The organism is Streptomyces sp. NPDC086147 (assembly GCF_040702165.1).
Taxonomy (GTDB): domain Bacteria; phylum Actinomycetota; class Actinomycetes; order Streptomycetales; family Streptomycetaceae; genus Streptomyces.
This window is the reverse complement of the sequence record NZ_JBFBJO010000003.1, coordinates 548,673-571,197: the sequence shown is the minus strand read 5'-3', so window position 1 is coordinate 571,197 and position 22,525 is coordinate 548,673. Positions and strand designations below refer to the sequence as shown.

Annotated in this window: 19 protein-coding genes and 1 pseudogene; 6 read left to right on the top strand and 14 right to left on the bottom strand. The window is 74.7% G+C overall.

The features are described 5' to 3' along the window. Positions 1-304 precede the first annotated feature (304 nt). Positions 305-1,594, top strand: coding sequence for an ion channel protein (locus AB0398_RS10740; RefSeq protein ID WP_366373690.1), 1,290 nt, complete (start codon positions 305-307; stop codon positions 1,592-1,594). A gap of 37 nt (positions 1,595-1,631) precedes the next feature. On the opposite strand, the gene AB0398_RS10735 is transcribed toward AB0398_RS10740, so the two are convergent. The 6 genes from AB0398_RS10735 to AB0398_RS10710 all read right to left on the bottom strand — a co-directional run bounded on the left by AB0398_RS10735 (position 1,632) and on the right by AB0398_RS10710 (position 7,309). After that, on the bottom strand, positions 1,632-2,396 hold the full coding sequence (locus AB0398_RS10735) for an ABC transporter permease (RefSeq protein WP_366373688.1): 765 nt from the start codon (positions 2,394-2,396) through the stop codon (positions 1,632-1,634). Further along, positions 2,393-3,355, bottom strand: coding sequence for an ATP-binding cassette domain-containing protein (locus tag AB0398_RS10730; protein WP_366373686.1), 963 nt, complete (start codon positions 3,353-3,355; stop codon positions 2,393-2,395). Before AB0398_RS10730 ends, AB0398_RS10735 begins: the two co-directional genes overlap by 4 nt. Before the next feature lie 169 nt (positions 3,356-3,524). Beyond that, entirely contained in the window at positions 3,525-4,139 is a 615-nt protein-coding gene (locus AB0398_RS10725) for a PadR family transcriptional regulator (protein WP_366373684.1), read from the bottom strand. A gap of 44 nt (positions 4,140-4,183) precedes the next feature. Next, on the bottom strand, positions 4,184-4,732 hold the full coding sequence (locus AB0398_RS10720) for a DinB family protein (protein ID WP_366373682.1): 549 nt from the start codon (positions 4,730-4,732) through the stop codon (positions 4,184-4,186). 153 nt (positions 4,733-4,885) lie between these two features. Beyond that, positions 4,886-6,343 carry an aldehyde dehydrogenase family protein gene (locus AB0398_RS10715; protein WP_366373680.1) on the bottom strand — a complete coding sequence of 486 codons (1,458 nt, stop codon included), beginning with the start codon at positions 6,341-6,343 and terminating at the stop codon, positions 4,886-4,888. Between the two features lie 93 nt (positions 6,344-6,436). Next, the gene (locus AB0398_RS10710; protein ID WP_366373678.1) at positions 6,437-7,309 is read right to left on the bottom strand and encodes a helix-turn-helix transcriptional regulator; all 873 of its coding nucleotides are present in this window, start codon (positions 7,307-7,309) and stop codon (positions 6,437-6,439) included. A 351-nt stretch (positions 7,310-7,660) separates the two neighbouring features. Here AB0398_RS10710 and AB0398_RS10705 point away from each other — a divergent pair, with 351 nt between their 5' ends. After that, entirely contained in the window at positions 7,661-8,158 is a 498-nt protein-coding gene (locus tag AB0398_RS10705; protein ID WP_366373676.1) for an ATP-binding protein, read from the top strand. Between the two features lie 93 nt (positions 8,159-8,251). On the opposite strand, the gene AB0398_RS10700 is transcribed toward AB0398_RS10705, so the two are convergent. From AB0398_RS10700 to AB0398_RS10690, 3 genes are all read right to left on the bottom strand, one after another. Next, positions 8,252-8,464: a DUF397 domain-containing protein gene (locus AB0398_RS10700; protein WP_030219358.1), complete on the bottom strand. Its 213-nt coding sequence runs from the start codon at positions 8,462-8,464 to the stop codon at positions 8,252-8,254. Between the two features lie 165 nt (positions 8,465-8,629). Then, positions 8,630-10,696, bottom strand: a complete 2,067-nt coding sequence (locus AB0398_RS10695) for an FUSC family protein (protein ID WP_366373674.1) — start codon at positions 10,694-10,696, stop codon at positions 8,630-8,632. Between the two features lie 34 nt (positions 10,697-10,730). Beyond that, a complete protein-coding gene (locus AB0398_RS10690) occupies positions 10,731-11,879 on the bottom strand; it encodes a DUF2786 domain-containing protein (protein WP_366373672.1) in 1,149 nt (382 codons plus the stop codon). Positions 11,880-12,059: 180 nt separating this feature from the next. Between AB0398_RS10690 and AB0398_RS10685 the strand changes: the two are divergent. Both AB0398_RS10685 and AB0398_RS10680 read left to right on the top strand, forming a co-directional pair. Next, a pseudogene (locus AB0398_RS10685) lies at positions 12,060-12,791 on the top strand (ABC transporter ATP-binding protein); the annotation flags it as partial. Positions 12,792-13,168: 377 nt separating this feature from the next. Then, positions 13,169-15,298: an FtsX-like permease family protein gene (locus AB0398_RS10680; RefSeq protein WP_366373670.1), complete on the top strand. Its 2,130-nt coding sequence runs from the start codon at positions 13,169-13,171 to the stop codon at positions 15,296-15,298. Between the two features lie 181 nt (positions 15,299-15,479). Here AB0398_RS10680 and AB0398_RS10675 read toward each other — a convergent pair whose 3' ends face one another. Further along, positions 15,480-16,076 carry a GNAT family protein gene (locus AB0398_RS10675; protein WP_366373668.1) on the bottom strand — a complete coding sequence of 199 codons (597 nt, stop codon included), beginning with the start codon at positions 16,074-16,076 and terminating at the stop codon, positions 15,480-15,482. Positions 16,077-16,164: 88 nt separating this feature from the next. On the opposite strand from AB0398_RS10675, the gene AB0398_RS10670 reads away from it, so the two are divergent. Further along, positions 16,165-17,859 (top strand): bifunctional 3'-5' exonuclease/DNA polymerase, encoded by a 1,695-nt coding sequence (locus AB0398_RS10670; protein WP_366373666.1) that lies wholly within the window; start codon positions 16,165-16,167, stop codon positions 17,857-17,859. A gap of 82 nt (positions 17,860-17,941) precedes the next feature. Here AB0398_RS10670 and AB0398_RS10665 read toward each other — a convergent pair whose 3' ends face one another. Both AB0398_RS10665 and AB0398_RS10660 read right to left on the bottom strand, forming a co-directional pair. Continuing rightward, entirely contained in the window at positions 17,942-19,219 is a 1,278-nt protein-coding gene (locus AB0398_RS10665) for a hypothetical protein (protein ID WP_366373664.1), read from the bottom strand. Positions 19,220-19,286: 67 nt separating this feature from the next. Further along, positions 19,287-19,796: a SigE family RNA polymerase sigma factor gene (locus AB0398_RS10660; protein ID WP_366373662.1), complete on the bottom strand. Its 510-nt coding sequence runs from the start codon at positions 19,794-19,796 to the stop codon at positions 19,287-19,289. A gap of 152 nt (positions 19,797-19,948) precedes the next feature. Here AB0398_RS10660 and AB0398_RS10655 point away from each other — a divergent pair, with 152 nt between their 5' ends. Further along, positions 19,949-20,332, top strand: coding sequence for a DUF6479 family protein (locus AB0398_RS10655; RefSeq protein ID WP_366373660.1), 384 nt, complete (start codon positions 19,949-19,951; stop codon positions 20,330-20,332). A gap of 54 nt (positions 20,333-20,386) precedes the next feature. On the opposite strand, the gene AB0398_RS10650 is transcribed toward AB0398_RS10655, so the two are convergent. Together AB0398_RS10650 and AB0398_RS10645 are read right to left on the bottom strand one after the other, a co-directional pair. After that, on the bottom strand, positions 20,387-21,184 hold the full coding sequence (locus AB0398_RS10650; protein ID WP_366373658.1) for a 4'-phosphopantetheinyl transferase superfamily protein: 798 nt from the start codon (positions 21,182-21,184) through the stop codon (positions 20,387-20,389). After that, a complete protein-coding gene (locus tag AB0398_RS10645) occupies positions 21,165-22,487 on the bottom strand; it encodes an MFS transporter (RefSeq protein WP_366373656.1) in 1,323 nt (440 codons plus the stop codon). Before AB0398_RS10645 ends, AB0398_RS10650 begins: the two co-directional genes overlap by 20 nt. Positions 22,488-22,525 lie beyond the last annotated feature (38 nt).

The window sequence follows — 22,525 nt, the reverse complement described above, 5'->3', positions numbered from 1 at the left end:
TTCTTTTTTTTGTTTTTGTGTTTGTTTGGTTTTGGTCGGGTGTGTTTGTTGGTGGGGGGCGGGGTGTGCGCCCGCCCCCCCCCCCGCCCCCCCACGACGGTGGTGCCCGTACGGGCTGCGGGGCGCCGGTCGGACTCGGCCGTGGCGTTCGCACGGGGCTCCGGAGCACCGACGGGGGCCGGTCGTGGCGTTCGCACGGGGCTCCGGAGCACCGACGGGGGCCGGTCGTGGTGTTCGTACGGGGCTCCGGGTGGTTCGGCCTGACCTAGGTGGTTCGTGGCTTTTGCTCCCCTAGGGTGGGCCCGTGCCCACCGATCACGCCCCGGCCGCGCCGTCCCCCTCCGCCGACGAGGCCCCGCTGCGGGTCCTGCTGCCGCAGATCCTGCCCGCGCTCGTGGTCGGGGCCGGGTCCGGTCTGCTGTTCCTGGGGATCAGCGCCCTCTCGGAGGAGCTCAAGCACGTGCTCTGGGAGGACCTGCCCGACGCCCTCGGGATCGGCGGGTACTCCTCCCTCTGGATGATCACCATGCTCACGGCGACCGGCGTCGCCGTGGGCCTGGTCGTGTGGAAGGTGCCCGGGCACGCCGGGCCCGATCCGGCGACCACCGGGCTCGGCGGGGCGCCGCTCCCCGCCGGGACGGTGCCGGGGCTGCTGCTCGCCGGCACCCTCGCGCTCGCCGGCGGGGTCAGCCTCGGTCCCGAGAACCCGATCATCGCCTCCAACATCGCGCTCGCGTACTGGCTGGGCCGCAGGGCCGCGCCCGCCGTGCCGGGCATCGCCTGGGTGACGCTCGCCTCGGCCGCCACGATCGGCGCCCTCTTCGGCACCCCGGTCGCGGCCGCGCTCGTCATCTCCGAGGCCCTGGCCGGGCACCCGGGCCCCGGCTCCCTCTGGGACCGCCTGTTCGCCCCGCTGCTCGCGGCCGGCGCCGGCGCCATGACCACCCAGCTGCTCGCCGAGCCCACCTTCGCCCTCGGGCTGCCGCCGCTGACCGACCCCGGCTGGGGGGACCTCCTCGCGGCCCTGGTGATCGCCTCCGTCGCGGCCCTCTTCGGCCTCGCCGCCTGCTCCCTCTTCCCGTACCTCCACACCGCCTTCCGGCGGCTGCGGCACCCCCTGCTGATGCTGCCGCTCGGCGGGCTCGTCCTCGGCCTCCTGGGGGCCCTCGGCGGGCACCTGACCCTCTTCAAGGGCATGGAGGAGATCAAGGAGCTCACGGCGAACATCGGCGGCTGGTCCTCGGGCGAGCTGGCGAAGCTGGCCGTGGTCAAGCTCGTCGCCCTGCTCGTCGCCGCCTCCTGCGGCTTCCGGGGCGGCCGGATCTTCCCCGCCGTCTTCATCGGCGCCGCCTTCGGCCTGCTCGCCCAGGCCCTCGTCCCCGAGGTCCACCCGGCCGTCGCCGTCTCCTCCGCCGTCCTCGGTGTCCTGCTCGCCACCACCCGGCAGGGCTGGATCAGCCTCTTCGTCGGCGCCGTCCTCGCCTCCTCCCCCGCCATGCTGGCCCTGCTCTGCCTGGCCTCGCTGCCCGCCTGGCTGATCGTCACCGGCCGCCCGCAGCTCGAACTCGACGAGGGCGGGCGGTCGCTGAAGTAGCGCCGCCCGCGCCGGTCACGCCGGTCACCCGCTCCCGCTACTTGCCGAGCCGGCCGAACCTCCGTACCGCCAGCGGGAAGAAGACCGCGAGGAGCACCAGCGGCCAGACCACCGCCGCCGTCACGTGCCCCGGCTCGCCGCCCGGGTTGCCGAAGAGCTCGCGGACCGCCGTCGCGGTCGCCGACATGGGGTTCCACTCCACGACCGCGCCGAGCCAGCCCGGCATCGAGTCGGGCGAGGCGAAGGCGTTGGAGAGGAAGCCGAAGGGCCAGACGAGGATCTGGACCGCCTGCACCAGCTCCGCCCGGCCCGCGACCAGGGCCAGGAAGATCCCGATCCACAGCATCGCGAAGCGCAGCAGGAGCAGCAGCCCCATCGCCCCCAGGAAGGCCCCGAACCCGCCGTTCGCCCGCCAGCCGATCGCGTACCCGACGCCCGTCATCAGGAGCAGTCCCACCGCCGACTGGAGCATGTCCGCCGACGCGCGTCCGACCAGGACCGCGCCGTCGGTCATCGGCATCGCCCGGAAGCGGTCGATCACGCCCTTGTTCAGGTCCTGCGTGACCGCCGTCATGGTGCCTTCGAGGCCGAAGACCATGGTCAGGGCGAGCATGCCGGGCACCAGGTAGTCGACGTAGTCGCCGTCGACGGCCCGCCCGCCGCCGACCAGGTAGCCGAACATCAGGAGCATCATCACCGGGAAGACGAGCCCGACCAGGACCTGCACCGGCTGCCGGGCCCAGTGGGCCAGCTCGCGCCGGGTCATCGTCCAGCAGTCGCCCACCACGTACGCGGCGCTCATGCCGCCACCTCCTTCTCACGGGCCGTGCCGTCCGCCGTCAGGTGCAGGAACACCTCGTCGAGGGTCGGGCGCCGCAGGGCGATGTCCTCCGCCTCGATCCCGGCCGCTCCGAGGGCCCGCACGGTCTCGGTGAGCGAGGCCATCCGGTCGGCCACCGGGGCGCTGAGCAGCCGCCGGTCGGCGTCCACGGCCACCTCGGCGCGGGCCACCGGGAGGAGGTCCGCCGCCTCGTCGAGCCTGCGGGCGTCCCGTACGACCACGTCGATCCGGTCCGCGCCCACGCGGGCCTTCAGTTCGTCGGCGGTGCCGTCGGCGACGACCCGCCCCCGGTCCACGACCGAGATCCGGTCGGCGAGCTGGTCGGCCTCCTCCAGGTACTGCGTGGTGAGCAGGACCGTCGTGCCGCCGCCGACCAGCGAGCGCACCGAGTCCCAGACCTCGGCGCGTCCGCGCGGGTCGAGTCCGGTGGTCGGCTCGTCGAGGAACAGCACCTCCGGATCGGTGATCAGCGACGCCGCCAGGTCGAGCCGGCGCCGCATGCCGCCGCTGTACTGGCGGACGGGCTTGCGCCCGGTGTCGGTGAGGCCGAAGCGCTCCAGGAGCTCGTCGGCGCGGGTCCCGGCGCGCCGGGCGCCCAGGTGGTGGAGCCTGCCGAACATCTCCAGGTTCTGCCGGCCGCCCAGCTCCTCGTCCAGGGCCGCGTGCTGGCCGAGGAGCCCGATCCGCCGGCGCACCTCCCGCGCTTCGGTGCGCACGTCGTGCCCGGCGACGCGGACCAGGCCCGCGTCGTGCCGGAGCAGGGTCGCCAGGATCCGTACCGTCGTGGTCTTGCCCGCGCCGTTGGGCCCGAGGAGCCCGTGGACGGTGCCGCGCCCGACGGCGAGGTCGAGCCCGTCCAGGGCGTCCTTGTCGCCGTACCGCTTCCGCGCGCCCTCCACGCGGATCGCTTCCGTGGTCATCCGTTTCCTCCAGAGCCTTCCGAAAAAGGCGTAGTCAAACTTGACCAGCCACCACCGACGGAGCACGGTATGCCCTCGCGGGCGATTGGTCAAACTTGATTAGTCAGTTCTTCCGAGCCACTCCGCACGAGTGGCGTTTCCCGGGGCCGCGAGGAGCGCCGGGCCCCGGTCAGCTCGCGTACGGGTCCTTCCCGCCCTCCGCGAGCACCCCCACGAACGGGTCGCCCTCGCCCGCGAACACGTACGCCCCGCCCTCGATCCGCCCGATCAGGCCGAGCGTCCACTCCTTGCCCGCGTCGGCCGAGCCGATCCACATGTGCATGATCTCGCCGATGTGCCCGAGCTGCCCCGGGCCGCCCTCCGGCGTGTAGTAGTCGGTGACCGCCGCCCGCCACTCGTCGAGCGCCCGCACCCGCCGGCGCAGCAGCTCCACGACCTCCTCGCGGGGCAGGTCCACCATGAAGCCGATGCCCGCCGACAGCACGTCCACCTTCTGGTCGAAGGTGGTCAGCGCCTCGCGGAGCAGCGTGAAGTACTCCTGGGTGCCGGCGTCCGTCAGCTCGTACTCGACGCGGGGCGGGCCGCCGACCGCGCTGGGCGCGACCTCGTGCGCGCGCAGCAGTCCCTGCTTCGCCATCTGCTTCAGCGCGTGGTAGATCGAGCCGGGTTTGGCGTGCGACCACTCGTGCGCGCCCCAGTACTCCAGGTCGTTGCGCACCTGGTAGCCGTGGGCGCGGCCGTGCTGCCGCACCGCGCCCAGGACGAGAAGACGGATGGCCGACATCCCACGTACCTCCTGGTCGATCCCGACCAGGGTACGCGCGGCGATCACCGCCCCGCCGCCTCCGCCTCGGCCGCGATCAGCTCGTAGGAGCCCTTGCCGTCGATGCTCTCGCGGATGATGTCGGCGTGGCCGGCGTGCCGTCCCGTCTCCTGGACGAGGTGGAGCACCATCCAGCGGACCGTGACCCGCCCGTCCTTCGGGAACCAGGGCGCCTCCGGCAGCGGGAAGGTCTCGTCCAGGCTCGGCACCGAGCGGACGAAGTCCTCGGTCTGCTTGGCGACGTCCGCCCAGAACGCCACGATCTCCGGGATCGTCTCGCCGTCCACGAGCCGGAAGCCCTCGCTCCAGGTCTCCTGGGTCCGCTCCCGCTCGTTGGGCCGCCGCTGTGCGAGCCGGAGCCAGCCGAGCTCGACCTCGGCGACGTGCTTGAGCAGCCCGGACAGGCTCAGCCCGCTGGCACTGGGGGTGCTCGCCGCCTGCTCCTCGGTCAGGCCGAGGACGGCGCGGCGCAGCGCGGCGCGCTGGGCCTCCACGAAGTCGAGGAGCGTGCCGCGCTCGTCGCCGGGGGTCCCTGCGGGAACAAGAGCAACCATGACGTCCGCCTTCCGGATGTGGCCTGTGCCGGGTTCTTCCGACACAGACCACGCTACGGAGGCTTGCGGACAGTTACGGTCCTCAACTGTCCCCGGATCCGGACCGGATCGGATCCGGCCCGGACCGGCCGGATCAGGACCGGATCAGCCGGATCAGAAGGGGAAGCGGCTGCGGCCGTGCTGGATCGAGATCCACTTCTGGGTGGTGAAGGCGTCCACCATCGAGTCGCCGTTGAGCCGCCCGACGCCCGACTGCTTCTCGCCGCCGAAGGGCACGATCGGCTCGTCGTGCACGGTGCCGTCGTTGATGTGGATCATGCCGGTGTGGACGCGCTTGGCGAGCCGCACGCCCCGCTCGACGTCACCGGTGTGGACGGCGCCGCTGAGCCCGTACGGGGTGTCGTTGGCGATCCGCACGGCCTCCTCCTCGCCGTCGAAGGGCACGATCAGGGCGACCGGGCCGAAGATCTCCTGGCTCAGGACCGGGGAGTCGGCGGCGAGGCCGGTGAGGACGGACGGGGAGACGAGGTTGCCGTCGACCGCGCCGTGCAGCAGGGCGGTGGCGCCGGCGGCGACCGTCTGGTCGACCAGAGAGGAGACGGACTCGGCCTGCTGGGAGTTGATGAGCGGGCCGATGTGGGTGGCCGGGTCGGCCGGGTCGCCGACGCGCAGGGTCTTCACCTTGGCCACGAACTTCTCGGTGAACTCCGCCTCCAGGATGCGGTCCACCAGGATGCGGTTGGCGGCCATGCAGACCTGGCCCTGGTGCACGAAGCGGCTGAAGACGGCCGCGTCGACCGCGTAGTCGACGTCGGCGTCGTCGAGGACGATCAGGGCGCTGTTGCCGCCGAGTTCGAGGACGGCGTGCTTGAAGTTCTCCGCGCAGACCGTGGCGACGTGCCGGCCGACCTTGTCGGAGCCGGTGAAGGAGATGACCTTCGGGACCGGGTGGGTCAGGAGCGCGTCGCCGATCTCGGCGATGTCGGTGACGACGACGTTCAGCAGGCCGGCCGGGAGCCCGGCCTCCTCCAGGACCTTGGCGACGAGGGTGCCGCCGCAGATCGGGGTGTTCTGGTGCGGCTTGAGGACGACCGCGTTGCCGAGCGCGAGGGCCGGCGCGACGGACTTGAGCGAGAGGAGGAAGGGGAAGTTGAAGGGGGAGATGACGCCGACGACGCCGACCGGGACGCGGTAGACGCGGTTCTCCTTGCCGTCGACCGGGGACGGCAGGATGCGGCCCTCGGGGCGCAGCGCGAGCTGGACCGCCTCGCGCAGGAACTCCTTGGCGAGGTGCAGCTCGAAGGCCGCCTTGAGGCGGGTGCCGCCCAGCTCGGCGACGATCGTCCCGGCGATCTCCTCCTCGCGGTCCTCGACGATCCGCAGCGCGCGCTCGAAGACGAGCCGGCGGGTGTACGGGTTGGTCTCGGCCCACGCGGCCTGGGCGCGCTCGGCGGCCCGGTAGGCGCGGTCGACCTCGTCGACGGTGGCGACGGTGATCGAGGCGAGCTTCTCCCCGGTGTACGGGTTGAAGTCGATGATGTCCCACGAGCCACTGCCCGGCTTCCACTCGCCGTCTATGTACTGGTGGGCCAGGTCGGTGAAGTGCGACATGGTGGAGACCTCTCTACCCGCTACCCGCTACCCGCGCGATGCGACTGATGTACGAATCCCGTACGCCTGATGTGGCGTCATCGTACTGATGTGTCAGGAGAGTTGGAGAAGGCCCCGGAGGATGTCCCGGCTTTCGGCCGGATCGGGCCCGTCCTGCTGGAGCCTCTCCATCACCCGGCGGTACTGGGCGACCTCCTCGCGCTTGTCGAGGTAGAGCGCGCTGGTGAGCTGCTCCAGGTAGACGACGTCGGAGAGGTCGGACTCGGGGAAGCTCAGCATGGTGAAGGCGCCGCTCTCGCCGGCGTGGCCGCCGAAGCTGAAGGGCATGACCTGGAGCGTGACGCCGGGGTGCTCGGAGACCTCGATGAGGTGCTTCAACTGCCCCCGCATGACGTCCCGGTCGCCGTACGGGCGGCGCAGCGCGGCCTCGTCGAGGACGGCGTGGAGCTTCGGGGCGCGTTCGGAGACCAGGACCTTCTGGCGTTCGAGCCGCAGGGCGACCCGGCGGTCGATCTCGGCGCGCGGGGCGTCGGGCATGCCCCGGACGACGACCGCCTGGGCGTACTCCTCGGTCTGCAACAGGCCGTGGACGAACTGCACTTCGTAGACGCGGATGTGGGACGCGGCGCCTTCGAGCCCGATGTACGTCTGGAACCAGCCGGGCAGGACGTCGCCGAAGCTGTGCCACCAGCCCGCGACGTTGGCCTCGCGGGCGAGCCCGAGGAGGGCGCCGCGCTCGGCCTCGTCGCCGACCCCGTAGAGCGTGAGCAGATCCTCGACGTCCCTGGCCTTGAAGCTCACCCGTCCCAACTCCATGCGGCTGATCTTGGATTCGGACGCGCGGATCGAGTACCCGGCCGCCTCACGGGTGATTCCGCGCGACTCGCGCAACCGCCTCAGCTGGGAGCCCAGCAGGATGCGCCGCACCACGCTTCCGCTCGCTCCGCCCGATTCGCCTGCGGTCACGGCCCCAGCCTCCCCTTTACGGTGTCGACCCCCCGTCGAATCCCCCGTCGAGCCCCGGATTCTGCCACCAAACGCTTCAGCGCGTACACATGCGATTACGGAAAGGCGACGGGTTCCGGGCATCCGCGGGCACGGAGCGTGCAGATCCGGGGAAGTTCCCTTCCGGTCACGGTCCCCGTGTGGACGACTTATGCACAGATTAGGCACAGGAAAGGACAGGTCCGGCGCGTGCACGTGCATCTGCCCTTGCATCCGGGGGTCGCATTCGGAACCATGGGGCCCGCGCAGCCGCGTACTCGTTCGTGTTGTCGTGTTGTCGCACCACAGTCGCGATTCCCGGGAGTGCCTCGCATGGGGACGAATGGATCGACCGTGCTCGAGCCGTTACGGCAGGGCCTTCCGCCGATCGATCCCGGCGCCGTCTCCACCTCCGCGTCCTGCGCCCTTCCCGCGCGGTTCGAAGCCGTGCGCGGGGCCCGGAAGTTCACCAGCGCGACGCTCGACCGCTGGGAGCTGTCGGAGCGCTTCGACGACGTGGCCCTCGTCGTGTCGGAACTCGTCACCAACGCGCTGCGCCACGCGGTGCCCTCGGACGCGTGTCCCGACGACGGCCGGCAGCCGCCGGTCCGGCTGCACCTGATGCGCTGGGCCTCGCGCCTGGTGTGCGCCGTGCGCGACCCCAGCGTGGAGAGCCCGGAGGCGCGCGGCGGCGAGGAGGACTTCGCCGCCGAGTCGGGGCGCGGCCTGTTCCTGGTGGACTCGTTCAGCGACAGCTGGGGCTGGCACCCGCTGGCGGGGACGCTCCAGGGCAAGGTCGTGTGGGCGCTGTTCCGGATCGGCCCGGAGTAGACGGAACGCACGAACGAGGGCCCCGGCGGTCGCCGCCGGGGCCCTCGCTCGCGTCCGTGCGCGCTCGCGCTCGTGCTCGCGTCCTTATGCGCTTCACACCAGGTGGTCGAACTCCCCGTCCTTCACGCCGAGCAGCAGCGCCTCTATCTCGGCGGGCGTGTAGACGAGCGCGGGCCCGTCGGGATGGCGGGAATTGCGGACGGCAACGTTTCCCCCCGGAAGTTTTGCGAACTCCACGCAGGAACCCTGGGAGTTGCTGTGCCTGCTCTTCTGCCACACGACACCGCGCAGCTCCGTGGCCGCCATGCCGTTGTACGCGTGATGCGCAGGATGCACTGGTAGCTCCCGAGTTGCTTGATGCAGGTGTCAACTTGCTCGGATCATAGCTGTGTTCACATGACGGCTGCATGAGCAGATGCACGTGCACAGGCGGTGGCGTACCGACTACGCGACAGAGCGTGCCACCAGCGGTTATCCACGACTCGGGGTGGTCTCGGAGAGGGCCGTCGCGAGCTCGTCCAGGCTCTCCAGGAGCAGTACGGCGCCCTTGTGGAGCAGGAAGTGGTCCGGCGGTTCGTCGGTCCAGGCGCCGACGGTCCCCCGCAGCCCGGCCCAGTCCGGCTCCCCGCGCTCCCGCAGCGTCTTCGCACCCCGCGCCGTCGACCGGCGCAGGGCCTCGGCGAGGACGGCGGCGTACGGGAGGGGTGCGGCGCCGCGCTCGGGCAGGTGCGCCTCCATGAGCATCGCCACCCGGCCGAACTCCCCGAGCGCGTGCTCGGCCTGCTCCACCGCCGCGTGCGAGAGCCCCCGGTGGCGCACCGGCTCGTGCGCCGCGCGGGCCAGCGCCTCCTGCCAGGCGACCCGGGCGGCGCGGGTCCGCAGGAGCGCCTCCCGGACGTCGGGGTCGGCCGGGCCCGCCGGGTCGGCGTACCCGGCGGCGACGACGGACGCGTACCGTCCGACCGCCTCCAGCCAGTCCGCGAGCAGGCCGCGCAGCCGGGGCGTCTCCCAGGCCGGGTAGACGGCGTACGCCAGCATCGCGAGGAGCCCGCCGAGCAGGGTGAGCAGCACCCTCTCCCGTACGGTCTGGTCGACGCCCTCGCCGGCCATGCCGAGCAGGAAGACCACGTACGCGGAGACGCAGACCTGGCTCGCCGCGTACCCCGTGCGCATCAGCAGGTACATCCCGAAGGCGCACAGCACCGCGAGCACGGCGGAGAGGTGCGCGTCCGGGTGCGCCGAGCGCACGACCGCCGTCGCCAGGCCCACGCCGACCAGGGTGCCGCCGAAGCGGGCCACCGAGCGGGCGTACGTCTGCGAGAAGTCCGGGCGCATCACCATGACCGAGGCCATCGGGGCCCAGTAGCCGTGGCCGAAGGGGAGGACCGCGCCGAGGAGGTAGCCGGCGGCGGTGACCACCGAGACGCGGATCGCGTGGCGCAGGACCGGGGACTCGTGGCGCAGCTCGGCGCGGACCTGGGCGAGGACGAGGGGTGCGAGCCGGACGAGGGTGGGCCGGGAGCGGGCCACGCCCGTGCGGACCGACGTCTCCGCGTGCGGGTCCGCGGTCTCCAAGACGTCGCCGAGGAGGGCGGCGAGGCGGACGGCGGCGCGGCGCGGGGGGCCGGTGAGGACGGAGCCGGTGTCGGGGGTGCGGAGGGCGGCGAGGGCCGGGGCGGGCAGGACGACCGGGTCGCCGCGGCGGATGGCGAGCGCGGCGGCGTCGAGGACGGCGGCGGCCGCGTCGAGCAGCTCGCGCACCCGGTCCCGCTGCGGCCCCTCCCCGGGGACGCCGACGGCCGGGTCCGCGAGCGAGGCCAGGACGGGGCGGATGCGTTCCGCGAGGCCCCGGGAGCCGTGCAGCTCGGCCGGGCGGCGGCGGGCCTGGCGGGGCGTGACGGCGGCGGCGTTGCGGGCGGTCATGAGCGGGACGGGGTCGAAGGGGGCGATCGGGTCGTGGCGCAGGCGGCGGGCGTAGTCCGCCTCGGCGGTGAGGGCGTCCGCGAGGGCGTCGCGCTGGGCGCCCCAGCGGCGGACCGGGAGCAGGGCGACCAGGGCGGCCTGGACGACCCCGCCCGCGAAGATCGTGGCGGCGTGGCCGGCGGCGGTGGCGACGGAGGTGGGGAGGGTGACCGTGACCAGCATCATCGCCACGTTCGAGGAGGCGATGAGGCCGGCGGTGGGACCGGCGGCCCAGGCGAGGCCCGACAGGAACGTCCACAGGAGCAGCAGGGCGAGGAAGAGCCCGTCGTGGGCGCCGGTGAGGTAACCGACGAAGGTCGACACGGCGAGGCTGGCGCCGGAGGCGAGGGCGAGGGTGGGGCGGGGGCGCCAGGAGCGCTGGAAGGTGGCGATGGCCGCCTGGAAGGCGCCGAAGGCGGAGGAGACGGCGACGGCGGGCCCGAAGAGGGCGAGCGAGAACCCGACGACGAGCGCGAGCCCCAGCGCGCCCCGCGCCGCTCCCCAGGGCTCAAGGCGTTGCCGCTCGACGGTGAGCCCGGAGCGGGCGGTCCCCTTCAAGGCCCGGAGCCAGCTCATGCGGGAAGGGTATCCACGATCCCGGGCGAAACGGTCATTCGCCCCGGTGTCGGGACTCCTGGGAGCGGCCTTCGACCCCCCGCCGGTCCGGGTGGAGGGCCGCCCGGTTCGCGGCCGTCGCGCCGTGGTTCCAGCCCGCCTCGTCCCAGGCGGCGCGGACGCGGGTGGTGCGGGTCTCGGGGAAGAGTTCGTCCGTGCGGGTGGTGACCGCCGCCTCGCGGGAGGCGAGGACCGGGAGCAGGGTCGGGGCCTCGGCAGCCACCCGGCGGGAGGTGGCCGAGAGCCGGGCGCCCAGCCGGTTCGCATACGCGAGGAGGAAGGACTGCCGGAAGGACTTCGTGCGCTTGCGGCCGCCCGCCCGCTGTTCCGCCTCCGCCCGCGTCATCGCCGCCGTCCCCTGCACGAGCAGCGAGGTGTAGAGGAGCTCCACCGGGTCCAGGTCCGCCTCGAAGCCGACCACGGTCGAGAAGCCGTACGCCTCGTTCCACACCGCCCGGCAGTGGTTCGCCGTCGCCACCGCGTCGAGCAGGATCGCCTTCGCCTGCTCGTACGGCGCGTCCACCCCGATCCGGATCGCGCCGGGCGCCTCCGGGGACGGCGCCCCCGCCGCGAGCGTCGCCCCGTCCAGGCTGTGCCGGGCCATCAGCTCCTGCGCCTTGGCCGTCAGCGCCTCCGCCTCCTCCGGGTAGCCGGTCGCCTCCGCCTTCGCGAGCAGCGCCCTGATCCGGCCCAGCGTCCGGGGCTCCCCGGCCGCCGGCGGCGGCAGCGCCTCCCCCGGCGCCGGGCCGACCGCGTCCAGGCGCGGCAGCCGGACGAGCAGCCGGTACAGCTCCAGGACGGACGTCGCGTACGAGAAGCGGTCCGCGGGACGGCCGGGCCCGTCGGGAAGCCCGTCGAGCTGCGCCTCCCAGCGGTGCGGCAGCCGCCCGTACCCCGCCGTCTCCGTCCTGACCAGCCCGGCGAGCAGCCGTACGTGCTCGTCCCCGAGGTCCCGGCGGACCGCGCGGACCAGGTCGGCGGGCTGCCAGCCGCGCCCCCACAGCGTCCGGACGAACTCCTCGCCCCGCCGGGCCAGTTCCGCGTCCGCGCCCCGGTCGGCGGCGAGCAGCGAGGCCGCCGTGTCGAGCGACCCGTCGTCGCTCGCGTACAGCGCCTCGAAGGCCTTGTCGATGGTGGTGCCCACGCCGTCCTCGCGTCCCGTTCCTCGTCCGTACGCCCGTCCCCGTCTCCCTCCGATGGTCTCAGCCCAGGCCCCGGCCCCGTTCCACCGGTGCGAGCCCGTCCCGGGGGTGGGCCTGGCCCTACCCCCGGGACGCCCGCCAGTGGTCGTGATCGGCGGCGGCGGAGACGGTTCGCTGGGTCCATGACCGCAACCGACACCCGCACCGCAGCCGTCGCCGTACGGCTCCGGGGGCTCACCCGCCACCACCGGGACGTCCGCGCCCTCGACGGCGTCGACCTCGACTTCCGGGCCGGGACCTTCACCGCCGTCATGGGCCCCTCGGGCTCCGGCAAGTCCACGCTCCTGCGGTGCGCCGCCGGGCTCGACCGGCCGACCTCCGGGACCGTGGAGATCGACGGGACCGCCCTGGAGGGGCTGAGCGAACGGCGGCTCACCCTGCTGCGGCGGGACCGGATCGGTTTCGTCTTCCAGTCCTTCAACCTGCTGCCCTCCCTGACCGCCGCGCAGAACACGGCCCTGCCGCTCCGGCTCGCCGGCCGCCGCCCGTCCCGCGCGGAGGTCCGGGAGGCCCTGGCCCGGGTCGGGCTCGCCGGGCGCGAACGGCACCGGCCCGGCGAGCTGTCCGGCGGACAGCAGCAGCGGGTCGCGCTCGCCCGCGCGCTGATCACCCGGCCGGCCGTCCTCTTCGGCGACGAGCCGACCGGCGCGCTCGACTCGACGACGAGCCGCGAGGTCCTCGGCCTGCTGCGGGAGCTGGTCGACCGGGACGGCCGGACGATCGTCATGGTCACCCACGACCCGGTGGCGGCGGCCCGCGCGGACCGCGTGGTCTTCCTGGTCGACGGCCGCGTGGCGGACGAGCTGTCGGATCCGGAGGTGGAGACGGTCGCCGGGAGGATGGCGGCGCTGGAGGGGTGGGGGGCGGGGCGGGAGCGGGGGGTCGAGCAGGTCCCGGGGGCCGAGCAAGGCCAGGAGGCCGAGCAAGGCCAGGAGGCCGAGCAAGGCCAGGGGGCCGGGCAGGTCCCACAGGCCGGGCAGGTCCCACAGGCCGGGCAGGTCCCACAGGCCGGGGAAGCCCGGGGGGCTCCGGAGGCCCGGAGTGGCGGGGAGGCCCGGGAGATCCGGGATACCCGGATGGCCCGGGAGACCTGGAAGCCCTCGCGGGACCCGCGGAACCGGCAGAGCCCCGGAAGCCCGCAGGACCCACAAGGCCCGTGGCCCCGGCAGAACCCGCGCTCCCCGCACCACCCGGACACCATCACCATCACCACCCCCGCCGGAGGCACCCCGTGCTGACGCTCGCCCTCTCCGGGCTCCGGGACCGCTGCGCCTCCCTGCTCGGCGGGTTCGTCGCCCTCGCCCTCGGGGTCGGGCTGCTCGCCGTCACCGGGCTCGGGATCTCCGCCACCTTCCACGCGCCCGAGCGTCCTCCCGAGCGGTTCGCCTCCTCGCCCGTGGTCGTCATGGGCCACGACCGGCTGGTCCTCGACGTGCGGCGCGGGCCCGCCACCGCGCGCGTGGAGCGGCGGCTCGACCGTCCACGGCCTGTGGAGGCGGAGCTCCTCCGCGCGCTGCGCGCCCGCTGGGCCGTCACCACGGCGGGCGGCCCCGACGCCGTCGGCGTCGACGCCCCCGCCGACCGGGTCCGGGACCTCGTCGGCGCCCGCGCCCGGGTCCTCACCGGGGCCGAACGGGTGCGCGCCGATCCCGACCCCGAGCGGGACGCCCGCGCGCTCACCGCCCTGAACGCCCTCCTCGGCACCTCCGGCGGCGTCACCGCCTTCGTCTCCGTCTTCGTCGTCGCGTCGACGTTCGCGTTCGCCGTCGCGCTGCGCCGCCGCGAGTTCGGGCTCCTCAGGACCGCCGGGGCCACCCCCGGGCAGGTCCGGCGCCTCCTCCTCGCCGAGGCCGCCGTGCTCGGCGTGCTCGCCTCCGCCGCCGGATGCGCCCTCGGCGCCCTGGGCGCGCCCCTGCTCACCCGGATCCTCGTGGACGGGGGCCTCGCGCCCGCGTGGTTCACGATCGGCGGGGCCTCCTGGCCGTACCACGCCGCCTTCTGGACGGGCCTGGCCGTCGCTCTGACCGGCGCCTTCGCCGCCTCCCGCCGGGCCGGGCGGACCGGTCCGACGGCCGCCCTGCGCGAGGCGGACGTCGATGCCGACGTCCTGCCGCCCGGCCGGGCCCTGGCCGGGGCGGCGCTGCTCCTGACCGGTCTGGGGCTGCTCGTCTGGACCTGCGCGACCGAGCCGTCCGAACTCCTGAAGCGGAAGACGTACACGACCCTCCCGATGCTCCTGATCGGGGGCACCGCCCTGCTCGCGCCGCTCCTCGTCCGGCCGGCGGCCCGGCTGCCGCGGCTCCGGGGAGCGGTGGGGACGCTCGTGCGGGAGAACTCCGCGGCCTCCGTCCGCCGCACCGCCGCCGTCGCCGCGCCCGTCCTGGTGACCGTGGCGCTCGCCGGGTCCCTCTTCGGCTCGGCGGAGGGCGTCACGCGCGCGAAGGGCGCGGAGGTCCGGGAGCACACGGCCGCCGAGTACGTGGCGAGCGGGGAGGACCTGAGCCCGGTGACCCCGGTCCCGGCCGGGGCCGTCGTCTCGGCCACCGGCGCGACCTCCGTCTTCGTACGGGACGGGGCGGAGGCCGTCGTGAAGTACGGGGCGCGGGCGGTCGCCGACCCGGCGGCCTTCGCGGACCTGGCCCAGCTCCCGGTGGTCGCCGGGGACGTGCGGGACCTGGACGACCGGTCGATCGTCGTCAACGAGGACTTCGAGCGGCGCCGGGTCGGCGAGACGGTGGAGGTCTGGCGGGCGGACGGGAGCGGTCCGGTACGGCTCCGGGTCGCGGCCGTCCTCGCGCCCGGGACCGGCGACAACGGCCCGTACGTCACCCGGGCGAACGCGCCGGGCACCGTCCTCGACCGGATCGAGGCGCGCGGCGGCGGCACGGCGACGGCCCGGGCCCTGGAGGCGAGCGGCGGGACCGTCGCGACCGCCGGCGCGTGGGCGGCGGCCGAGCGCCCGGCGAGCAGCCCTCAGACCCGGCTCGGCCTGGTCCTCGTCCTCGGCATCGCCCTCGTCTACACGGTGATCGGCCTCGCCAACACCCTGCTCATGGCCACCTCGGTGCGCGGCGCGGAACTGGCCTCGCTGCGGCTCGCCGGAGCCACCCGGGCCCAGGTCCTGCGGGTGGTGACGGGCGAGGCGGCGCTCGCCGTCGCGATCGGCGCGCTCCTCGGCCTCGTGGTGACGGCCGTCGTCCTCGGCGCCCTGGGCGCGGCCCTGGCCGCCCTCTCGGCCCCGGTCGCCCTGGTCCTTCCCTGGGCGGCGATCGGCACGGCGGCGGGCGTGTGCGCGGCGGTCGCGGTCATCGCCCCGGCCCTCCCGGCGTGGCGCCTGACGCGCGCTTCCCAGGGGGCTTGAGGAACGCCTGACGCGCACCCCTCGACGGCCCCTCGCGTGGCGCCCGGCCCGCCGACCGGCCATGGTGGGACGACGGGGCGGTGACCGAGGTCGGAGCCGGGTCACCGCCCCGGTCCCGGCCCCGGTCACCACCCGGCCCCGGTCACCGCCCCGGCCTCGGCCCCCGGCCACCGTCCCGTCCTCAGCCGCTCGTCCCCGGCGACTCCGCCGACTCCGCCGACTCCGCCGACCGCGCCGCCCGCCACTCCCCCGCCAGGACCGACCAGACCTCCTCGTCGTGGCGGCGGCCCCGGTGGGCGTGGCTCTCGCGCAGGACCGCGTCCCTGGTCATGCCCAGGCGGCGGGCCACGGCGATGCTCGGCGCGTTGTCCGAGGAGACGACCCACTCCACCCGGTGGATCCCGCGCACCTCGATCGCCCAGTCGACGAGCGCCCGCGCCGCCCGGGTCACCAGGCCCCGGCCCGTCGCGGCCGGTTCCAGCCAGCAGCCCGCCTCGGCCGTGCCGTTCGCGGTGTCGAGCGTCCGGAGGATCACGGCGCCGACCAGGGTCCCGTCGAGCCGGATGCCGTGGATGCGGCCGGTGTCGGCCGCCGTCCTCTCCGCGTACGTCCGGAGGAAGGCCCGGCTGGACTCCAGGTCGGTGACGACGTCCGGGAGTCCGTTGCGGGCGCCGATGAACTCCCTCCCCCGGTCCATGTGCGCCAGGAACTCGTCCGCCTGCCACGGTTCGAGCGGGCACAGCTCCGCCCCGTCGTCCCCCAGGGACCTCGCGTACATCGTCCTCCCCCTCCACGTCCGGATCCGGTGTCCGCGCCACAGCGTAGAAGGCCCGGCCCTGTCAGTGGCGGCTGCCAGACTCGCCGGTATGAGCGAGAGGTGGGCGCTGGCCGCCGAGGAGGAGGGGGACGGGGCGCTGCTCGCGCCCCTCGGTCCGGACGGCGCGCCCGTCGGGCCGGTGCGGCGGGAGCCGGACCTGGTGGCGGCCGTGCGGGACCGGCCGGAGGTGGCCCGGTGGGTGTGGCGGTCGACGGCCGAGGTGTATCCCCGGCTGCTCGCCGCCGGGGTGCGGGTCGAGCGGTGCTACGACGTGGAGGGCGCCGAGCAGTTGCTCCTCGGGTACGAGGGGCGGCTCGGCGAGCCCCGCTCGGCGGCCGCCGCCTGGGCGCGCCTGCGGAACGCTCCCGTGCCGCCCGACCCGCCGCCCCGCACCGCCGAACCCGGCTCGCAGGACTCGCTGTTCGAGCCGCGCCGGGTGGCCGCCGTGCCCTTCGAGGGGCTCCTCGCGGTCTACGCCGAGCAGCTCCGCCGCCACGACCGGGTCGAGCACTCGGGCAGGATGCGGCTGCTGACGGCCGCCGAGTCGGCGGGGATGCTGGTGGCCGCCGAGATGCACCGGGCCGGACTGCCGTGGCGGGCCGACGTGCACCGGGAGCTGCTGAACGAACTGCTCGGCGAGCGGTACGCGGGCGGGGGCGAGCCGCGCCGGCTGGCCGAGCTCGCGGGCGAGGTGTCCGCGGCCCTCGGCCGGCGCGTCCGGCCCGATCTGCCCGCCGACGTGGTGAGGGCCTTCGCGGCGGCCGGGATCCGGCTGCGGTCCACGCGCCGCTGGGAGCTGAGCGAGGTCGACCACCCGGCGGTGGAGCCGCTGATCGCGTACAAGAAGCTGTACCGGATCTGGACGGCGCACGGCTGGTCCTGGCTGGCCGACTGGGTGCGGGACGGCCGGTTCCGGCCGGAGTACCTGCCCGGGGGCACGGTCAGCGGGCGCTGGACGACCAACGGCGGCGGGGCCCTCCAGATCCCGAAGGTGATCCGGCGGGCCGTGGTCGCCGACGGGGGCTGGCGGCTCGTCGTGGCCGACGCCGACCAGATGGAGCCGCGCGTCCTCGCCGCGATCTCCCGCGACCCGGGCCTGATGGAGGTCGCCGGCCACCCCGACGACCTGTACACCCGGCTCTCGGCCCGCGCCTTCTCCGGCGACCGCGAGCACGCCAAGCTCGCGCTCCTGGGCGCGGTCTACGGGCAGACCAGCGGCGACGGCCTGAAGAACCTGGCGGCGCTGCGCCGCCGCTTCCCGCTCGCCGTGGCGTATGTCGACGACGCGGCGAAGGCGGGCGAGGAGGGCCGGCTCGTTCGGACCTGGCTCGGCAGGACCAGCCCGCCGGCGGCCGGGGCGGGGGACGCCGACGAGGCGGGCCTGCCCCAGGAGGGCGACGCCGAACCGGTCGTGGACGAGGGCGAGTTCACCCCCGGGTACGCCTCGGGTAACACCCGGGCGCGGGGCCGCTTCACCCGCAACTTCGTCGTCCAGGGCAGCGCCGCCGACTGGGCGCTCCTGATGCTGGCGGCGCTGCGGCGCTCCCTCGCCGGGATGCGGGCGGAGCTGGTCTTCTTCCAGCACGACGAGGTGATCGTGCACTGTCCGGCGGAGGAGGCGGAGGCGGTCACGGCGGCGATCCGGGCGGCCGGGGACGAGGCCGGGAGGATCACGTTCGGGGAGACGCCGGTGCGGTTCCCGTTCACGACGGCGACGGTGGAGCGGTACTCGGACGCGAAGTGAGGCGGGGGAGGCACGGGGACGACGACGCTCCGTGCCTCCCCCGCCGGACAGGCCCTCCCCGCGCCTCCCCGCCGGACACTCCCTAGTCGACCGGCTTCCGCCACTTCGGGCTCAGCGCGATCGTCTTGAGCCGCTCCACGGTCAGCGCGGGCTCGGAGCGCGTGGCGGGGGCGCGGTACCCGTCGGAGTTGAGGGCGGTGACCACGACCCGGAAGCCCTCGGGCGTGACGGTGTCGACGGTCCACGAGACGACGCCGGTGCCGCCCTTCTCGGCGGCCTCCTGGACGACCCCGACCAGGCGCCCGTCGGGCAGGGTGGTGGCCCCGGTCGAGGTCAGGTGGCCGGCGACGTCCCGCATGCCGGTCTGGACGTTGATCTCGACGAAGCTCCTGCCCCCGCCGTCGTCGACGACGACGTACCCGTAGCCGTCCTGCCCGCCCTCGTCCTTCACCTCCAGGCCCTCGGGCAGGAGGGAGCGCAGGGTGGCCCGGAGGGCGTCGGCGGAGGGCTCGTCCGGGGCGCTCGGGGGCGTGGACCCCTGCGGGAGCGCGGGCAGCCCGGCGAGCAGCGGCTTCCAGGCGTCGGCCGTGACCAGGGCCTTGAGCTGGGCGGGGGTGAAGGGCGGGGTGTCGCGGCTGACGCGGGCGCCCTTCTGGGCGGGGGCGTTGTACTCGCTCGCGTCGACGAGGAAGCCGTCCTCGGTGAGCAGGGTCGCCCGCCAGGTCTTGGTCTTCTCGCGCTTGTCGGGGTACTCGTACCCCTGGAAGAGCAGGAGCCGGCCGACGCCGGGGAGCGTCTCGGTGGTGCACTCGGCGTCGGGCACGTGGGCCTCGTCGGGGCAGGTGACCATGGCCTCGCCCGCCTCCCCGGGGCCGGAGGAGCGGGAGAGGGACACGGAGACGGCGGCCTTGCCGGCGCCGTCGTCGTACACGCCGAGGACGAACTGCCCCTCGCCGCCCTCGTCCTCGATCTCCCACCGCCCGGCCGGGGTGTGGGCCCTGAGGACGGCCGCGAGGTCCTTGACCGGGATCCGCGCCTCGTCCGGCGGGCGCGTCTCGGGGCCGGTGCCGGTCGGCTTCGGCGGCGCCGCCACGGAGGTCGTCGCGGCCGGTCCGGCGGAGCCGAGCAGCGAGCCCCCGTACACCCCGCCGACGCCGACGGCGGCGAGCGCGAGGACGCCGCCGGTGACCGCGGCCCGGCGGCGCACCAGACGGCGTCGCCCGCGCCGGACGCCGCCCTCGACGAGCTCGCGCCGGTCGCCCGCGAAGCCTTCGCCGGTGCGGCGCAGGACGGCGCCGAGGTCCTCCTCGAAGCCGTCGTGCGGGGGGTTCTCACGGCCGGGGCCGTCGTTTCGGGGCATGCGGGATCACCGTCTCGGGTTCGTGGCGGAAGGGATGCGGGGCGAGGGGGCACGGGAGCGGGGCCGGTCAGCGGACGGCGAGCTCCGCGAGGCTGCCGCCGAGCCGTTCCCGGAGCTTGGCGAGGGCCCGTACGGACCGGGTGCGGACGGCGGCGGAGCTGACGTTCATGGCATCGGCGGTCTCCTCGACGCTGCGGTCCTCCCAGTACCGCAGCACCACGACCGCCCGGTCTTTGGGCGCGAGTCCGGCGAGGGCGTCGAGGAGCGCGATCCGGAGCGCCGGGTCCCCGTCGGTGTCGGAGACGCGGTCCGGCAGCTCGCCGAGCGGGCGCTCGGTGGCCGAGCGGCGCCGGCGGTGGCTGAGGAAGGTACGGACGAGCACGGTCTGGGCGTACGCGGCGGGGTTCCCGATCCGTGCCATGCGGCCCCACAGGGCGTACATCCGCCCCAGCGTCTCCTGCGTGAGGTCCTCGGCGAGGTGGACGTCGCCGCTGGTCAGCAGGCACGCCGAGCGGAACAGGGGCCCCGTGCGCGCGGAGGCGAACTCCAGGAACTCGTTCGCGCGGGCCTTCCTCATGCCCCTCCTCGTCCCGGTCGTGTCGTGCCGGCCGCGCCGTGCGGTCGCCGTACACCTCATTGACGCGGTGGAGGCGGACAGATGTTTCAGATAAATCCGAAGAGATCTCTCCCCGGCGCATCCAAAGAAGCGGAATCGGGTAATCCGTAGATATGAACACTCTCAGCGCAGCAGAGAACCTGGCGGCTGGAGTTTGGCAGTCAGGCCTGGCACAGGTTCTCGGCGGTCTTATCGTCGTCGCCGTCCTCATCGGCGCGTTCATGTTCGGCATCCGCGTCCGTAACCGCGAGTCGGCACCCCCGAAGACCGAGGAGCAGCCGCACCGGCCCGACAACGGCGCCCTGCCCGGCGAGTCGTCCGAGTACCGCAAGGGTGCCGAGATGCCGCAGACGGACGCCGAGCACCGGCTCATGCCGTACCAGCTCAACCACTCCGGCACCGAGGCCTCGCCCGAGCCCCCGGACGAGGAGAAGCGCAAGTGGGGCGGCATCTCCAGCGGCGGCTTCGGCAGCGGCGGCACCGGCCACGGCGACTGACCGGCCGAACGCGCGGGAGCGTCATCCGGCGGCGGGGCACGGCCCCGCCGCCGGTCACGCCCGTCCCCTCCGTACCGCCCCTACGGGCCCCGAGGTCCAGGCGCAGGCGACCGGCACCCCGTCCCGGTCGTCGTGCGGGGCGTCGTACGGGGCGGACCAGCGGACGCCGTTCCAGGTGCCCGTCCGCGCGCCGAGGGGGACCGGGACCGTCCAGGGGCGGCCGGAGAAGCCCTCCCCCACGGCCTTCACACAGGCCTCCTGAACGGCGAAGATCCGGGCGAACCCGGATCTGCGCGCCTCCTCGGGCAGGGCCGCCAGGGCGTCGGCGTCCCCCGGCGCGCAGCAGAGCCGCAGCAGCCGGTCGCCGACGGGGGCCGGGACCTGCACGTCGACGCCGACGTCCCGGCCCCGGCCGACGGCCGCCGCGACCCAGCCCGAGGAGTGCGAGAGACTCACCCCCGGGCCGGCCCGGCCCGGCAGGTACGGACGGCCGCCCGGAAGCGCGGCGAGCGGCCCGTCCCCGGCGTCCTCGCCGATCTCTCGCAGCAGGAACCGCAGCAGCGTCCGCGAGGCGAGGTGCTCCGCCGCGCGCCACGGCGGCAGCCCCGCGGCGGTCGCCCGGTCCGCGGCGGCGACGGGCAGCGCGCCGAGGACCTCCTCGTTCCGGGCGGCCAGGTGGTGCACGCCGTCGACGGGCGTGCGGATCAGGCGGCCGGGCAGGGGCGTGCGGGCCCCGTCGGGCACGGGAGCCGGGGCGCGAACCGGGACCGGCGTGCGGGCCCCGTCCGGCGCGGGCGTACGGATCCGGTCGGGCGCGGGCGCGCCGGTCCCGTCAGACGCGGTCCGGGACACGGCGCAGGGTGCGGATCGGGCGGGCCGCCAGGAGGGCGGTGGCGGTGAGGAAGGAGACCACGACGCCCACCACGAGGACCTCGTCGGTGCCGAACGCGTCGACGGCGGGACCGGCCAGCGCGCTGCCGATCGGGTACATGCCGACGGAGCCCGCGACCTCGTAGGCGTGGACGCGGTTCAGGACCTCGCCCGGCACCTGGGTCTGCACGCTGGTGGCCCACATGACGCCCCAGACGCCGATGCCGGCGCCGACCAGGACCTGGGCGACGATGAGCAGCCAGACCGGCCAGCCGAGCACGATGCCGAGCGGGTAGAGCGGGTACGCCATCATCGCCACGGCCCCGGCGGCGAGCGGCCGCTGGGGCTTGTAGCGGATCGCGAGGAGCCCGCCGGCCACGGTTCCGGCGCCGAGCGCGGCGTTGATCAGGCCGAAGGCGCTCGCGCCGTGCTCGGGCACGATGACGCCGGCGGCCACCGAGAGCTGCGGCCCCCAGGAGAGCACCGCGTAGAACATCCAGATCAGGATGACGCCCCACAGCCAGCTCCGGGAGCGGAACTCGTGCCAGCCGACGGCCAGGTTGCGCCACAGGCCCTCGCCGGCCGGCGGGGCGGGTACCACGCCGAGCCGGAGGACGAACAGGCAGATCGCGCTGGTGCCGTAGGCGACGGCGGAGATCACCATGACCCAGCCGGTGGACCCGAAGCCGACCAGGGTGCCGGCCAGGGCCGGGCCGCCGAGGCCGGTGATCGCCTCGGAGGTGCGCAGCACACCGTTGGCGCCCTGCACGTCGCGGGAGACCAGGGGCACGGTGGAGGAGGCGCCCGGCTGGAACAGGGCGTTGGCGGTGCCGGCGACGACGAGCAGCGCGTACAGCTGCCAGAGGTGGTCGATGCCGTGGATGAACAGGAGGGCGAGCAGGACGTGGGCGGTGAGGTTGGCCAGGTCCGCGATGATCATCATCCGGCGGGCGGTGAACCGGTCGGCGAGCACCCCGCCGAACAGCACCAGACCGGCGAACGGGGCGACCAGGAAGGCCATCGAGTACCCGGCGGTGTCCAGGCCGTACCCGCCGCTGAGCAGACCGGCCGCGACCGCGACCGGCAGCATGGCCCAGCTCAGCAGGCCGGCGCTGCGGGCGACGAAGTAGTACCGGAAGTTGCGGGACCAGATCGCCGGCTCGTCCGGGGACGGTCCCGTCGCCCGCGCCCCCGGCTTCCCCGGCTCCCCCGGCGGCCCTCCGTCGGACCCGTCCTTCGTCAGCGGGGGCGCCGCCGGGGTGGGCTCTGCCAAGCGTTCTTCCATGACCCTTCAGTCCTTCGGTCGTTGATCGGGGTTCGGGG